The sequence below is a fragment of the Azospirillum himalayense genome, from assembly GCF_042657465.1.
GTDB classification, from domain to species: Bacteria; Pseudomonadota; Alphaproteobacteria; order Azospirillales; family Azospirillaceae; genus Azospirillum; species Azospirillum himalayense.
Genome location: NZ_JBHSLC010000087.1, coordinates 281,562 through 296,196, shown reverse-complemented (window position 1 = coordinate 296,196; position 14,635 = coordinate 281,562). Strand labels below are relative to the sequence as shown.

The window sequence follows — 14,635 nt, the reverse complement described above, 5'->3', positions numbered from 1 at the left end:
CCCGTGTGCTGGTGTGCCGCGCGCCCGTTCGATGGACGCTTACTTGACGAAGAGGCGCTGTTCGTCCTGATAGTCGCCCGTGGCATGATGGATTTCCACGCGCAGGTCCCACTGGCCGGGCAGCGGCAGCGCCACCGGAGCGGCGAAGCGGCCCTCGCCCAGATAGGGCAGGTCGAGGCGCACATCGTGGCCCTCGCTGGTCGGGCGGATGAAGGCGACCTTCACCTCGGCGTCCTTCAGCAGATTGCCGTGCTTGTCGTGCAGCGTCAGCGCCAGGATGCCCTTCTGCGCCTCGGTGCTGGTGAAGTCGGTGGCGACCTTCCAGCCGCGCTCGGCCTGGGCGCGGGCGCCGGCCAGATCCTCGTTGTACTTCAGCCCCTTCATGAAATGCTGCTCGGTCTGGACACCAGTCCAGCTCGACAGGGCGAAGTGCAGCATCACGCCGTTGACCGCGATCACGACGGCGAAACCGGCCACGAAGATCCAGGGGATGTACCAGCCGGGCTGGCGGCCGGTCCGGCGGGGCGGGGTGCGGCGGGTTCCGGCGTCGGTGGACAGCGTCATCGTCGTCTTGACCTTTGGTGAATGCAGCGCGAAGAGCCGGTCGGGATCAGTTGGCCGGCCCCATGAAGACGGAGTCATAGGTCGCCACCTCACCATCGGCCGAGGTGAGCCTGAAGGTAAGGGGCTGGGAGGCGCCTTGCAAACCGGTGCGCGGCGCGGTCACGAAAATTCTGTAGGTCGCCACCATGTCCGGATCGGCGGTCAGGCGCTGGGTGCCGGCCTGCTCGTCCTGACCGTCGCCGGCCACCGACAGGCTGGCCCCCGCCACGCCGGAAACCGCCAGCGTGTAGGCGCGCGGGTCGCGGGTCATGTTGGAGATCTTGAAGGTGTAGGCGTTGCGCACCGACCCGTCGGACAGCGCCACGAACAGCGGCGCGCGGTCGCGCAGGACGCTGATGTCCAGCCCCGGCTTCAGCAGAAGCCCGACGCCGATGCCGCCGGCGATGACCAGCATCATCAGCGTGTAGAGGATGGTGCGCGGGCGCAGCAGGCGGAAGGGCACGGGCTTTCCGCCGGTGGCGACGGCCACCTGATTGGTCTGGGTGTCGAACGTGATGAGGCCGGCCGGGCGTCCGACCTTGGTCATGATCTCGTCGCAGGCGTCGATGCACAGGCCGCAGCCGATGCACTGCATCTGCAGCCCGTCGCGGATGTCGATGCCGGCGGGGCAGACCTGGACGCAGTTGAAGCAGTCGATGCAGTCGCCCAGCCCCTCGGCCCTGCGTTCCTCCCAGCTCTGCGACTTGCGCAGCAGGCTGCGGCCCTCGCCGCGCCAGTCCTGGTAGGTGACGATCAGGCTGTCCTCGTCGATCATCGCCGACTGGAAGCGCGGCCACGGGCACATGTAGGTGCAGACCTGCTCCCGCGCGAAGCCGGCCAGCAGGTAGGTGGTGGCGGTGAACAGGCCGATGAAGCCGAGGACGGTCGAGGACACCTCGAAGCGCAGCATCTCGCCGAGCAGAGTCGGCGCGTCGGTGAAGTAGAAGATCCAGGCGCCGCCGGTCGCCAGCGCGATCAGCAGCCAGATCAGGTTCTTCAGAACCTTGCGCCCGGCCTTGCGGGCGGTCCAGGGGCCTTGGTCGAGGCGGATGCGCTCGCCGCGGTCGCCCTCGACCAGCCGTTCGACCCAGACATAGAGGTCGGTCCACACCGTCTGCGGGCAGGCGTAGCCGCACCAGACGCGGCCGGCCAGCGAGGTCGCCAGGAACAGGCCCAGCGCCGCCAGGATCAGCGCGCCGGTCAGGTAATAGATCTGCTGCGGCCACAGCTCCACGAAGAACAGGTAGAAGCGGCGGTTGGCGAGGTCGAGCAGCACCGCTTGGTCGGGGGCGTTCGGCCCGCGGTCCCAGCGGACCCATGGCAGCACGTAGTAGATCGCCAGGAGAACCGTCAGCGCCGCCCATTTGATGCTGCGAAAGGTGCCGTGCACCGCCTTGGGATAGACCTTGGCGTGCTTCTGGTACATTGAGCGCGACGCGCGGCGCGGCGCCTTCGGCGGGGCGGCGGCGGGCGCGTCCCCGGCGGCCGGGGCTGGGCCTTCCAAGACATCGCTTCGGAGCGGCGGCTGTTCGGTGGTCGTGCTCATGACCTCGCCTTCTTCGTCTGGCGTCCGCCACGCGGGCGGCTTGGCCATGCCGACATGGTTCGGCTGTGGCGAGGGGACTATGGCGGCACAACGTCACAGGGGCATTGCGCTGGATCAAAGGATGTGGGGGGCGGAACCGGGGTGCCTGCGCCCTCCCCCGAGCCCCCGTCGTGGGCCGGACAACAAGCCGCCCGGAAAAAGAAAATGCCGGGGAGTCGCCTCCCCGGCACCGAAGTCCGGCGGACCCGCCAGGGGGGCGTCCCCCTCCCCGGCCGGTCCTTCCTGGCTGGACGGCTTACTTGCCGCCGCCCAGGTTGTGGACATAGACGGCCAGCGACTTGACCGTCGCGTCGTCCAGACGCTTCGACCAGGCGGGCATCACGCCGGCGCGGCCGTTCGTGATGGTCTCCACCAGCGTGGCCTTGTCGCCGCCATACAGCCAGTTGGCCGTGACGAGCGGCGGAGCGCCGACGTCCATGCCGACCGCGACCGAGCCCTGCGCGCTGTCGCCGTGGCAGGCGGCGCAGTTCTCGTCATAGACGGTCTTGCCCTTTTCCGCGGCGGCGGCGTCGGTCGACCGCTTGTTCAGCGACAGGATGTACTCGGCGACCTGACCGATCTGCTCGCGGTTCAGGATGCCGTCCCGGCCGAAGGCGGTCATGCCGATGCCGACCGTCCCGCGGGTGTCGCCGTCATCCGCACGGATGCCGTGCTGGATGGTCTTGTAGATGTCGGCGGTGGTGCCGCCCCACAGCCACACGTCGTCGGCGAGCGTCGGGAAGCCCTTGGCGCCCTGACCGCCGGCGCCGTGGCAGGCCGCGCAGTTCTCGTTGAAGTAGGAGCGGCCGCCGGCCATCGCGAAGGCAAGGAGGTCCTTGTTCTTCTGGATGTCCTCGACCGAGGTCGCCGCGATGGCCGTCAGGTACTTTTCCTGGGCCTTCTTGCCGTCGGCGACCTTCTGCACCAGCTCCTCGCGCTGCGAGTAGCCGAGCAGGCCCTTCGTGTAGCTCTTGCCCAGCGGCCAGGCCGGGTAGAGCACGTAGTAGACGAGGGACCACGCGATGCAGACGTAGAAGATGTACAGCCACCACTTGGGCAGGGGGTTGTTCAGCTCCCGCAGGCCGTCCCACTCGTGGCCGGTGGTCTCGACGCCGGACAGGGCGTCCTTTTCTTTCTGTGCCATGGCCTAAAACTCCTGACCATCTTCCTTGAGCGGGATCCGGGAGGCGTCTTCGAACTTGCCCCGGTTGCCTGGCCACATGGCGTAGACCACGATGCCGGTGAAAAGCAGGGCCAGCCAGACGGTCCAGAAGGACCGCAGGGCGACAGTGATCGAATCCAAGTCCATGGATCCCTCCCGGTTACTGCTGGAGCTGCTTGGGCGACTGGTACTTGGTGAAGTCCACCATGGTACCCAGGACCTGCAGGTAGGCCACCAGCGCGTCCATTTCGGTGACGCCCTTGTTGCCCGTGAAGTTCGCCACGACGGCCTTCGGGTAGCGCTTCGTCAGACCGGCCGTGTCGGCGTCCGGGTTCTTCTGCGCTTCGAGGTCGGCCTTGGCGCTGGCGATCTGCTCGTCCGTGTAGGGGACGCCGACGATGCGCAGGGTCTTCATGTGATCCTGGATGTCGGTGTACTTCAGCGGACGGTCCTTCATCCAAGCGTAGCCCGGCATGATCGATTCCGGCACCACGGCGCGCGGATCGACCAGGTGGGCGACCTGCCAGTCGTTGGAGTACTTGCCACCCACGCGGGCCAGGTCCGGACCGGTGCGCTTGGAGCCCCACTGGAAGGGATGGTCGTACATGCTTTCCGCGGCCAGCGAGTAATGACCGTAGCGCTCCACCTCGTCGCGGAACGGACGGATCTGCTGGCTGTGGCAGTTGTAGCAGCCTTCGCGGTAGTAGATGTTCTGGCCAGCCAGTTCGAGCGGCGAATAGGGACGAACCCCGTCCACCTTCTCGATCGTCGACTCGATCGTGAACAGCGGGACGATCTGGACGAGGCCGCCGATCGACACGGTGATCAGGATCAGGACGATGAGCAGAAGCGTGTTCCGCTCGATCGTGTCGTGACTAAAGCCCTTTTTTTGCTCAGCCATTTTCTCAGTTCCTCCGGCGTCAGGCCGCACCGACCGCCGCCTTGTGCGGGGCGGAGGCATAGGGCTTCTCGATGCGGACGTCACCCTTGGCCGTGCGCCACAGGTTGTAGACCATGATCAGGGCACCAGCCAGGAACAGGACGCCGCCCAGAGCACGGATCACGTAGAAGGGATGCATGGCCGCGACCGTCTCGACGAACGAGTACTGGAGGAAGCCGAGGTTGTCGTAGGCGCGCCACATCAGGCCCTGCATGATGCCCGACACCCACATGGCGGTGATGTAGAGCACGATGCCGATGGTGGCGGTCCAGAAGTGGTAGCTGACCAGACGCAGGCTGTAGAGCTGCGAGCGCTTCCACAGGACCGGGACCAGATAGTAGATCGCGCCGAAGGAGATGAAGGCCACCCAGCCGAGCGCACCGGAGTGCACGTGGCCGATCGTCCAGTCGGTGTAGTGCGACAGGGCGTTGACCGGCTTCACCGACATCAGCGGGCCCTCGAAGGTCGACATGCCGTAGAAGGCCACCGACGTCACGAGGAAGCGCAGGACCGGGTCGGTGCGCAGCTTGTCCCAGGCACCCGACAGGGTCATGATGCCGTTGATCATGCCGCCCCAGGACGGCATCCACAGCATGACCGAGAAGGTCATGCCCAGCGTCTGCGCCCAGTCCGGCAGGGCCGTGTAGTGCAGGTGGTGCGGGCCGGCCCAGATGTAGAGGAAGATCAGCGTCCAGAAGTGCACGATCGACAGGCGGTACGAATAGACCGGCCGCTCCGCGCGCTTCGGAACGAAGTAGTACATGATGCCGAGGAAGCCGGCGGTCAGGAAGAAGCCGACCGCGTTGTGGCCGTACCACCACTGCACCATGGCGCTCTGCACGCCCGAGACGAACGGGTAGGACTTCATCCCGGTCAGCGACACCGGGACGTTGACGTTGTTGCCGATGTGGAGGATCGCGACGGTCAGGATGAACGCCATGAAGAACCAGTTGGCGACGTAGATGTGCGACTCCTTGCGGGTCATCACCGTGCCGATGAACTGGATGGCGTAGAGGACCCAGATGACCGTCAGATAGAGGTCGAGGATCCACTCCGGCTCCGCATACTCCTTGCCCTGGGTGTAGCCGAGCACGTAGCTGAGCGCCGCCAGGACGATGAAGATGTTGTAGTTCCAGAAGACGAACTTCGCGAGGCCCTCGCCGCCGAACAGGAACTGGCGGCTGGTGCGCTGCACGGAGTAGAGCGAGGTGGCGAACAGGACGTTGCCGCCGAACGCGAAGATCACGGCCGAGGTGTGGACCGGCCGCAGGCGCCCGAAGCTCGTCCACTCAAGGCCGAGATTCAGCGCCGGAAAAGCGAGCTGCAGCGCGATGAAGACGCCGGCCAGGAAGCCGACGACGCCCCAGAACACTGCAGCGATGACGAAGAGTCGGACGGCGTCTTCGTAGTAACGCACATTTTCCGACACCCGCTGGCTGCCCAGGGCGGCCCCTGGCGTCAGAGTCGCTGATGTCATTCAATCTCTCCCGTTTGCCCCGGGCGGCTCGGGCCGCTCCCTCTGAGGTTGCACCACCGCTGGGTACGTACTGTTAAGGAGGGGGGCAGGTTCACATACGATGCACTTCTTATGCGGACGCCGGTTGCGCCTGCCTCCAATAATCCCAATATGTGTAGGGGTGGACCTTGCAACATTGATCTACGTCAACGACCGGTCTTACCGGTGCCTGCCATCGTTCACCGTCCTTCACGCGGTCGGACGGGCATGGACGAAAGCTTCATCGCGAAACCTCTCGGTCAGCGTCAGATCGACCAGGCCTATCCGCTGGTGCGGGCCATCTTCCCGGACCTGCCGGTGGAGCAATGGCGCGCATTTGCCGCAGCACTTATCGGGCCGGTTGATACCCCCGCGACACCGACGGGCATCATGACCGTGCAGAACGCACGGGGGTACCTCCATGGACTTTTCTCATACGCTATTGCGGAGCATCTTCGCCACGGCCGAATTCTGGCCGTGGAGAATTTCGTCGTGCTCGACCTGTTCGACATGACGGGCCCGGCGGAGGCTTTGCTGCGCTCCATGGATCGTCTGGCGCGCAGCCACGGATGCACGGCGATCCACACCGCCCTGCCGGAATTGCTGGCCGGGGAGGCCGGGTCGCGCGGGTCCCTGCTGACCTGCTTTCACGAGGACGGCCACCGCACGGAAACCTTGCGGCTGTGCAAGGCGCTGGACGGCGCCAACGACAACCGCGCGCATCGGTCGCAGGCGGAAAGCCCGATCGGGATCCCGTAAGTCCCGCCGGAACGGGCCGGCGCCCTGCCCCATCCCGCGACTCCATCCCCCGTTTCCCGCGACTCCGGCGATGTGACCGTTTGCTCGGCGGGCGCGAGCGGCTAGGATGCGCCATCATGACCGACACCCCCACCACCCCCGTCAAATACCGGGCGATCCATCTGCAGGCCGGCCGCCAGCGGCGCGTCCTGCACGGCCACCCCTGGGTCTATTCCAACGAAGTCCAGATGGACACGGCGGCCAAGGCCATCCCGCCGGGCAGCCCGGTGCGCCTGCTGGACCCCGGCGGGAAACCGCTGGGCATCGCCACCTTCAACCCGCACACCCTGATCGCCGCGCGGATGCTTTCCGGCGACCCGGCGACGGTGGTCGACCACGCCTTCCTCGCCGGGCGGCTGAAGCGCGCGGTGGCGATGCGCGATGCGCTGTTCGACCGGCCCTACTACCGCGTCGTGCACGCGGAGGCCGACGGGCTGCCGGGGCTGATCGTGGACCGCTACGGCGACGTGGTGACGGTGCAGGCCAACAGCGTCTTCATGGACCAGCGCATCGACGCCATCCTGGCCGCCATCGACGAGGTGCTGGCGCCGCGCGCGGTCATCCTGCGCAACGACAGCACCCAGCGCGCGCTGGAGGGGCTGCCCGAGGAAAGCCGGCTGGTGAAGGGCGAGATCGACGGCCCGATCCGGCTGGAGGAGAACGGCGCCACCTTCTTCGCCGACCCGCTGGGCGGGCAGAAGACCGGCTGGTTCTACGACCAGCGCGACAACCGCGCCTTCATCGCCAAGCTGGCGAAGGGCAAGCGGGCCATCGACTTCTTCAGCTACAACGGCGGCTTCGGCGTGCTCTGCGCCGTCGAGGGCGCGTCGTCGGTGGTGTCGGTCGACCGCTCGCAGGGGGCGCTGGACAACGCTACCCGCGCCGCCGAGGCCAACGGGGTGGCTGACCGCTTCGAGGCGCGCCGCGCCGACGCCTTCAACGAGCTGGAGCGGCTGAACGCCGAGGGCGAGACGTTCGAGGTCGTCATCGCCGACCCGCCGGCCTTCGTGAAGTCCAAGAAGGACCTCGCCGTCGGTTGCCGCGCCTACCGCAAGATGACCCGTCTTGCCGCCAAGATCACGGCGCCGGGCGGCTTCCTGCTCTGCGCGTCGTGCAGCCACAACGTCGACCCGCCGACCTTCGCCGAGCAGGTCGCCCGCGGCCTGCACGACGCCGGGCGGACCGGGCGCATCCTGCGCAGCGCCGGGGCCGGGCCGGACCATCCTGTGCACCCGCATCTGCCGGAGTCGGCCTATCTCAAGGCCATCGTGATGCAGTTGGACTGAGGGTGACCCACCACGAAGGCGCGACGATGGCGATGATCGTCGTGCCTTCGCGGTTCCCCTCCGCGGACCCTACGGGCGGCTGAACACCCCGACGACCTCGACGTGGGCGGACCACAGGAACTGATCCACGGGGTAAACGCGGCTCAACACATACCCGCCGTCCACCAGCGTCCGGGCGTCGCGGGCGAAGGTCGCGGGGTTGCAGGACACCGCCACCACCCGCGGTACCTTCGAGCCGGCCAGCGCCTGGGCCTGGGCGGTGGCGCCGGCGCGCGGCGGGTCGAAGACCACCGCGTCGAACCGCGCCAACTCCTTCGCCGTCAGCGGGTTCTCGAACAGGTCGCGCCGCTCCGTGGTCAGGCGCAGCGCCCCCGCCGCCTTGTTCAGCGCGGCCAGCGCCGGGGCGTCCCCCTCCACCGCATGGACCGCCGCCCGCTCGGCCAGCGGAACGGCGAAGGTGCCCAGCCCGGCGAACAGGTCGGCCACCCGCTTCGGCTCCCCAATGTTGGCGAGGACGGCGGCGACCAGGGCGGTTTCCCCCTCGGCGCTCGCCTGGAGGAAGGCGCCGGGCGGCGGAGTCACCGGCAGGCCGGCGAAAGACACCACGACCGGGCGGCGGTGGGCGGTGGGCTCCGGCGTACCACGCTCGTCCGCCTGCCAGGAGATGCGGGCCACACCCTCCGCCTCGCCGAAGGCCACCAGCCGTTCCCGCGCCGCGCGGTCCAGGCTGCGCGGGCCGACCAGCACGAGGTCGATCCCGCCCTCCAGGTCGGTGGCGATCACGTCGCAGCCGCCGCCGTCCGGAAGAACCGACAGCAGCAACCCGCGCAGCGGCTCCACCAGCGCGAACAGGCCGGGCCGCAGCACCGGACACTCCGCCAAGTCGGTCAGCCGGTGGCTCATCCGCTCATTGAAGCCGAGCCAGACCCGGCGCCCCCGCTTCAGCGCGGCGAAGCGGGCGCGGCGGCGCGCGGCCGGCGGCGTCCGCGACAACGGTTCCAGGGGGGTGTCGCCCAGCCCGACGCGGGCCAGCGCGCCCTGCACCAGCCCGACTTTCCAGGCGGCATAGGCGGCGTCCTCCATATGCTGAAGCGTGCAGCCGCCGCAGGTTCCGAAATGGGAACAGGGCGGTGCGGCGCGTCCCAGGCCGGGCTCCAGGATCTCCAGCAGGTCGGCGCGCAGGCCGTCTCCCTTGGCGTTGGCGGCCTCCTTCACGGCCACCCGCACGCGGTCGCCGGGAACGGTCAGCGGCACGAAGAGCTTGGCATCGTCGAAGCTGGCGATGCCGTCGCCGCGGGCGCCGACCTCGCCGATGGTCACCTCGGCGACCCGGGGGGCAACACGGGGGGCGGTGCGCGGTTCGCCGCTGCGGGGGGACGGGCGGTGTTTGGGGGCGGGTCGTTTCACGCGGTCACTCTCAGGACGGCCATCATGCCGGTCTCCTGATGCTCCAGAACATGGCAGTGGAGCATCCAGTCGCCGGCCTCTTCGGCCACGAAGGCGATCTCGGCCGTTTCACGGGGGCCGAGCAGGACGGTGTCGCGCCACTCGCGGTGCTCGGCCGGCCGGCCGTTGCGCGAGAGGACGCGGAAGGGAAAGCCGTGCAGGTGCATGGGGTGCCACCAGCCGGTCTCGTTGACGAAGGCCGTCACCTGCGTTTGACCGCGTTTGACGGTGATGAGCGGCTCCAGATGGTGACCTATGGATTGATGGTTCATGGCGGCCACGCCGTTCAGCGCCCAGAAGGGGCCGCGCGGCCCGACACTCTTCGGCATGGCGCCGTGCATCCCGCCATCCAGCACCACGTCCTGGCGGACGGCGCCGGCAAGGTCGGGTTCGGGCAGCGGATTGGCGGCCAGTGCGATCGGGGCGTCCAGCGGCGAGTCGCGCAAGGGCGCCTCGTCGCCGTAGGTCAGCCGGGTCAGCCGGGTCAGCCGGTAGGCCATGCGCGGGTAGAAGCCGTCCACCACGTCGAACCCCTCGCCCGGCTGGCCTTCCATGTCGATCACGAGGTCGGCGCGCTGGCCGGGTCCCAGCACCACCCTGCCGTCCGGCGGGGCGTGCGGCGTCACCGGCTGACCGTCGAGCGCGATCACCCGCGGCGCGTGTCCCTGGAAGTCGAGCGCGAAGACGCGGGCGTTCGCCGCGTTGATCAGGCGCAGGCGGACGCGCTCCCCGGCGCGGACCGGCACGCTGTCGCGGACGGCGCCGTTGATGGTGACGGTGTTGCCGATGCGCCCGGCGTGGGTGGCGTCCATGGGATGGCCGAAACCGCCGGCCAGTTCCGCCTCCTTCGTCAGGCGCCAGTCGCCGAGCAGCCAGAGCAGGTCGCGGTCGACGCGGACCACCGGCTCGCGCTCCTCCACGATGAAGGCGCCGGTCAGGCCGTGGGCCACCTGCACCCCGCTGTTGACGTGCGGGTGGTACCAGAAGGTGCCGGCGTCCTTCAGCGGGAATTCATAGTCGAACCGCCCGCCCGACGGCACCACGGCTTGCGACAGGCCGGGCACCCCGTCCATGGCGTTGGGGACGCGCAGGCCGTGCCAGTGGATGGTCGTCGGCTCCGGCAGCGCGTTGGCGAAGGCGATGCGCGCCGTGTCGCCCTGGCGGAAGCGCAGCTCCGGCCCCGGAATTCGCCCGTCATAGGCCCAGACCGCCGTGTCGGGAAAGCCCGTCCCTGCCAGATTGGCGCGGGCCGGGCCGGCGGACAGGCTGACCCCCTCCCCCACCGCCGCACGGGCCGCGTGCGGCAGCAGAGCGGACCCGGCCAGCAGGGCGGAGCCGGTGAGCAGACCGCGGCGGGTCAGCGGGAGAAAGGGCGGCACGGCGTCCTCACACGTAGCGGGCCAGGGCGTCGCGCAGGTCGGCCGGCACCGGGGTCGGGCGGTGGCTGTCCTTGTCGACGATGACGCAGACGGCCTCCTGCACGGCGATGCAGCGGTCGCCCTCGAAGATCGCCGCCCCCAGGACGACGGAGGTGTTGCCGACCTTCGCGACCCGCGCGCCGACGCGGATGTCCGCCGGGAACCGCAGCTCCGCCTTGTAGTCGATGACACTGCGCGCCAGCACCACGGTCCAGGGGCACTCGTCGCGGAAACCACCGCAATCATGGACCAGCAGCACGCGAATCTGTTCGAAATACACGCCGATGGCGTTGTTGTTGACGTGGCCGAGCGCGTCGAGGTCGGCGAAGCGCACATGCTCCCCGATCCAGAAACGGTAAAGGTCGGGGCGGGTCGGATCGGTCATGGTCGCCTGTCGGATGATGGTTCGGGCCGAATGTGGCCGGTGGCGCGGGCCGGGGCAAGCCCGGGCATGACGGTCATTCCCCGCAGCGTCCCGATTTGCCGCGCCAACCCGGGCGGGGCGGTGTTATAGGAGTCGCACCATACACCCGCAACGGACCGCAAGATGAGCAAGGACAGCACCAACCAGACGGCCGAGGCCCTCTTCGAGAAGGCCCTGTCGGTCGCCGAGAAGCATCTCGAGGCGGCGATCAAGGAAGGCGGGGTCCTCGGCCCCTACATCGCCGTCGCCATGATCGAGGCCGCCGTGAACACCGCCGTGGACGAGACCAGCCACGAGGACGTCATCGACATGCTGCGCGATCTGGCCGCCCAGATCGAAGCGGATGCGGACGAAAGCGAAGAATAAGGTCTGCCGCCGTCACGCGGGGTCCGGCTGCCGGCGCGCTTCGCGCCGGCGCAGGATTTCGTAGACGACGGCGCCCAGGATGGTCAGCGCGATCAGGATCAGCGACAGCGCGTTGACCGCGGGCGTCAGGCCCGTGCGCACCTTCGAGGCGATGTAGACCGTCAGCGTGGTGTCCAGCCCGCGGACGAACAGCGTCGTGTTGTAGTTCTCGAAGCTCTGCAGGAAGGCCAGGAAGGACGCCGACAGGATGGCCGGCGTCAGATAGGGCAGCGTGATCCGCCGGAACACCTGCCCGTGGGTGGCGCCCAGATCCAGCGCCGCTTCCTCCAGCGTCTGGTCGAACCGTTGCAGCCGCGCCAGGAACAGCAGCATCGCGTAGGCCGCGATGAAGCTGGACTGCGCCAGGATGGTCAGGAACAGGCCGCCGGTCACCCCGAACCACTCCCGCCAGAAGACCAGCGTGGAAATGCCGACGATCACCCCCGGCGTCAGCAGCGGCGACACCATCACGGCGTAGAGGAAGGTCCGCGCCCGGCTGTGCAGCCGGTCGAGCAGCAGCGCCGCCGCCAGCCCCAGCGGCACCGCCACGGCGATCACCCCCGCCCCGACCAGCAGGCTGGTCCCCAGCGCCTGCCACATGCGCTGGTCGGCCCACAGGGCGCCGAACCATTGCAGCGTGAAGCCCATCCAGGGGGTGACGGTCGGAAAGCGGCTGCTGTTGAAGGTCGCCGCCGCCATGATCCCCAGCGGCAGGAACAGATAGCCGAAGAAGAGGACCAGATAGGCCCCGGTGACCCAGCGGCGGAAACTTGCGGCGGTCATGTCGGCCCCATCATTTCGCAATATCCGTGAGGCCGACGCGGAACAGCCGCATCATCAGCAGGATGAAGGCGACGCACAGGATCAGCAGGATGAAGGCGTAAGCCGCCCCCTGGTTCCAGTTCCCGCCCTCGAAGAACCAGTTGTAGATGACCTCGGTGAACCAGCGGCTCTGCGGTCCGCCCAGCAGGGCCGGCACGGCGTAGCTGCCCGCCGCCAGCATGAAGGTCATGATGCAGCCGACCGCGATGCCCGGCTTGGCATGAGGGATGACGATGCGGCGGTGGATGCGCAGCCACCCCGCCCCCAGGTCGCGCGCCGCCTCGATCTGGTTGCGGTCCAGCGACTCCATGGCGTTCATGATCGGGAACACCATGAAGAGGATGTAGACGTAGACCATCCCGATGATCACCCCGGCATCGCCGCCGAGCAGCCGCTGCGGCTCCGAGAAGACGCCGAGCACGACGAGCAGCGCGTTCAACGGTCCGTTGAAGGCCAGGATGATGTACCAGGCGAAGGTGCGCAGCAGCTCGTTGATCCAGAAGGGCACGACGAGCATCAACACGAGCAGCGGCAGGCGCCGCCGCGGCGCCACCTGCGCCATGTAGAAGGCCACGGGGTAACAGACCGCCAGCGTGACGGCGGTGACGAGGCTGCTCGCCCAGATCGTCTTGAGGAAGATCGCCAGATGGATCTGGTTGGTCCACAGCGTCGCGTAGTTGCGCAGCGTGTAAACGTCCTCCGGCCCGCCGGCCTTGCTGGGCGGCAGCGACGGGCGGAAGGAGAAATCCACCATCAGCAATTGCGGCAGCACGACCAGCAGCAGCAGCCACGCGGCCACCGCCAGCAGGATCGCCGCGGTCAACACCGGACCGTACCGGCGCAGCACGCCGCCCATGACCACTCCCCCAACCCGCCGATATACTAGGATCGAAAGCCTCTCATGACCGCGGGCCGGAGCGCAAGCGAGGCCATGCCTCGTCCAATAACCACAACTTTATTGCCTTTTTTCGAGGCTTGGACTGTGCCCATAGTGGAGTCATGCGTGCATGGCGGACATCCGGGGTGATGAGGGAAGCCACAGCGTGGGTCGCCGCGCTGGTGCTGGTCTTCCACGCCCTGGTCATGGCCACCCACGTCCCGGCGCCGCTGGCCAAGGTCCTGGCGGAGTCGGCGCCGTTCACCATGGCCGGCTCGATCTGCCATTCCGGCGCCGCGCCTGACGCCTCCGCCGCACCGCACGCCGACCATGGCCCCGTCCCCGACGGCACGCCAGGCCACGTCACCTACTGCCCGATCTGCCTGTCGCTGGGCGGCGGGTCCCTGCTGGGTCCGGCCATGGCGCCGGCCCCGCTGCCCCCGGCCGGGATCGTGCTGGCCGCCGTTCCGCTGCCCGCGGACGACGAGGCCGGGGCCGGCCGCGCCCCGCGCGCCTTCTCCGCCCGGGCGCCTCCGGTGGGTGTCTGACCGAGTTCCCTCGCAGACACACACGCATTCACAGGCGCGGACCTGCGGCTGAACGGCCTTTTTCCGACACGCGACCGCTTCTCTTTCCGTCTCCCCACCGTCGCTGACGGTTGCCCCCACCCCGGCCCTCCCCCGCTTCGCAGGGGAGGGGACGGACGCCATCTCCCTCCCCTGCGAAGCGGGGGAGGGCCGGGGTGGGGGCCGCGCTGCGGAAACGGAGACGCCGTCGGTCGGAACCAAGCCCTACGGCCAAAGCCGGCGCCTGTGCTCACACACCGGAGATCACTCATGACCCGCCACACCCGCGGCGCCCTGCTGACCGCCGCCGTCCTCGCTTGCCTGCCCCTTTCCGCCGCCCTCGCCCACACCACGCTGGAGACCAAGCAGGCCCCGGCCGCCAGCACCTACAAGGGCGTTCTGCGCGTCGGCCATGGCTGCGGCAATTCCCCCACCGTCGCCCTGCGCGTGCAGATCCCGGAGGGGATCATCGCGGTGAAGCCGATGCCCAAGCCCGGCTGGACCCTGACGATCAAGGAAGGCCAATACGCCAGGGCCTATGATTACTACGGCGAGTCGCTGAGCAAGGGCGTCACCGAGGTCGCCTGGACCGGCGGCTCGCTGCCCGACGCCCATTACGACGAGTTCGTCTTCCGCGCCCGCCTGCCCGACGCCGCCCCCGGCACCGTGGTCTATTTCCCCGTGGTGCAGGAGTGCGAGACGGGCGTGCACCGCTGGATCGAGATCCCGGAGCCGGGCAAGACCGACCACGACTACAAGGAGCCGGCCCCCGGCGTTACCCTGACCGCCAAGCCGTAAGGGAAGGAAA

The 14,635-nt window shown here is 68.5% G+C and carries 16 protein-coding genes; 5 read left to right on the top strand and 11 right to left on the bottom strand.

Annotation, left to right across the window (positions count from 1 at the left end; all coding sequences use genetic code 11):
* Positions 1-39 precede the first annotated feature (39 nt).
* From ACFPMG_RS26485 to ccoN, 6 genes are all read right to left on the bottom strand, one after another.
* Positions 40-564: a FixH family protein gene (locus ACFPMG_RS26485; protein ID WP_237904657.1), complete on the bottom strand. Its 525-nt coding sequence runs from the start codon at positions 562-564 to the stop codon at positions 40-42.
* Positions 565-610: 46 nt separating this feature from the next.
* Positions 611-2,149 carry a cytochrome c oxidase accessory protein CcoG gene (gene ccoG, locus ACFPMG_RS26480; RefSeq protein WP_376998218.1) on the bottom strand — a complete coding sequence of 513 codons (1,539 nt, stop codon included), beginning with the start codon at positions 2,147-2,149 and terminating at the stop codon, positions 611-613.
* A 295-nt stretch (positions 2,150-2,444) separates the two neighbouring features.
* Entirely contained in the window at positions 2,445-3,332 is an 888-nt protein-coding gene (ccoP, locus tag ACFPMG_RS26475) for a cytochrome-c oxidase, cbb3-type subunit III (RefSeq protein WP_376998217.1), read from the bottom strand.
* Positions 3,333-3,335: 3 nt separating this feature from the next.
* Positions 3,336-3,497 carry a cbb3-type cytochrome c oxidase subunit 3 gene (locus tag ACFPMG_RS26470; protein ID WP_014238792.1) on the bottom strand — a complete coding sequence of 54 codons (162 nt, stop codon included), beginning with the start codon at positions 3,495-3,497 and terminating at the stop codon, positions 3,336-3,338.
* 13 nt (positions 3,498-3,510) lie between these two features.
* A complete protein-coding gene (gene ccoO, locus ACFPMG_RS26465) occupies positions 3,511-4,251 on the bottom strand; it encodes a cytochrome-c oxidase, cbb3-type subunit II (protein WP_376998216.1) in 741 nt (246 codons plus the stop codon).
* Positions 4,252-4,270: 19 nt separating this feature from the next.
* Positions 4,271-5,767, bottom strand: coding sequence for a cytochrome-c oxidase, cbb3-type subunit I (gene ccoN, locus ACFPMG_RS26460; protein ID WP_094301480.1), 1,497 nt, complete (start codon positions 5,765-5,767; stop codon positions 4,271-4,273).
* Positions 5,768-6,013: 246 nt separating this feature from the next.
* Between ccoN and ACFPMG_RS26455 the strand changes: the two genes are divergently transcribed.
* Complete coding sequence (locus ACFPMG_RS26455; protein ID WP_376998215.1) at positions 6,014-6,544, top strand: hypothetical protein; 531 nt, start codon at positions 6,014-6,016, stop codon at positions 6,542-6,544.
* A 116-nt stretch (positions 6,545-6,660) separates the two neighbouring features.
* A complete protein-coding gene (locus ACFPMG_RS26450; RefSeq protein WP_376998214.1) occupies positions 6,661-7,869 on the top strand; it encodes a class I SAM-dependent rRNA methyltransferase in 1,209 nt (402 codons plus the stop codon).
* A gap of 69 nt (positions 7,870-7,938) precedes the next feature.
* On the opposite strand, the gene ACFPMG_RS26445 is transcribed toward ACFPMG_RS26450, so the two are convergent.
* From ACFPMG_RS26445 to ACFPMG_RS26435, 3 genes are read right to left on the bottom strand one after another with little or no spacing between them, the layout of a single operon-like run.
* The gene (locus tag ACFPMG_RS26445) at positions 7,939-9,276 is read right to left on the bottom strand and encodes a class I SAM-dependent RNA methyltransferase (RefSeq protein WP_376998213.1); all 1,338 of its coding nucleotides are present in this window, start codon (positions 9,274-9,276) and stop codon (positions 7,939-7,941) included.
* Positions 9,273-10,694, bottom strand: a complete 1,422-nt coding sequence (locus ACFPMG_RS26440) for a multicopper oxidase family protein (RefSeq protein ID WP_376998212.1) — start codon at positions 10,692-10,694, stop codon at positions 9,273-9,275. The genes ACFPMG_RS26445 and ACFPMG_RS26440 overlap by 4 nt, the downstream gene beginning before the upstream one ends.
* Positions 10,695-10,701: 7 nt before the next feature.
* Complete coding sequence (locus ACFPMG_RS26435; RefSeq protein ID WP_376998211.1) at positions 10,702-11,118, bottom strand: acyl-CoA thioesterase; 417 nt, start codon at positions 11,116-11,118, stop codon at positions 10,702-10,704.
* Between the two features lie 162 nt (positions 11,119-11,280).
* Between ACFPMG_RS26435 and ACFPMG_RS26430 the strand changes: the two genes are divergently transcribed.
* Entirely contained in the window at positions 11,281-11,523 is a 243-nt protein-coding gene (locus ACFPMG_RS26430) for a hypothetical protein (protein WP_035670021.1), read from the top strand.
* Positions 11,524-11,535: 12 nt separating this feature from the next.
* Here ACFPMG_RS26430 and ACFPMG_RS26425 read toward each other — a convergent pair whose 3' ends face one another.
* Both ACFPMG_RS26425 and ACFPMG_RS26420 read right to left on the bottom strand, forming a co-directional pair.
* Complete coding sequence (locus ACFPMG_RS26425; RefSeq protein ID WP_035670025.1) at positions 11,536-12,345, bottom strand: ABC transporter permease; 810 nt, start codon at positions 12,343-12,345, stop codon at positions 11,536-11,538.
* Positions 12,346-12,355: 10 nt separating this feature from the next.
* A complete protein-coding gene (locus ACFPMG_RS26420; protein WP_376998210.1) occupies positions 12,356-13,240 on the bottom strand; it encodes an ABC transporter permease in 885 nt (294 codons plus the stop codon).
* 170 nt (positions 13,241-13,410) lie between these two features.
* On the opposite strand from ACFPMG_RS26420, the gene ACFPMG_RS26415 reads away from it, so the two are divergent.
* Positions 13,411-13,809 (top strand): DUF2946 family protein, encoded by a 399-nt coding sequence (locus tag ACFPMG_RS26415; RefSeq protein ID WP_376998209.1) that lies wholly within the window; start codon positions 13,411-13,413, stop codon positions 13,807-13,809.
* Positions 13,810-14,097: 288 nt separating this feature from the next.
* Complete coding sequence (locus ACFPMG_RS26410; protein ID WP_376998208.1) at positions 14,098-14,625, top strand: YcnI family copper-binding membrane protein; 528 nt, start codon at positions 14,098-14,100, stop codon at positions 14,623-14,625.
* Positions 14,626-14,635 lie beyond the last annotated feature (10 nt).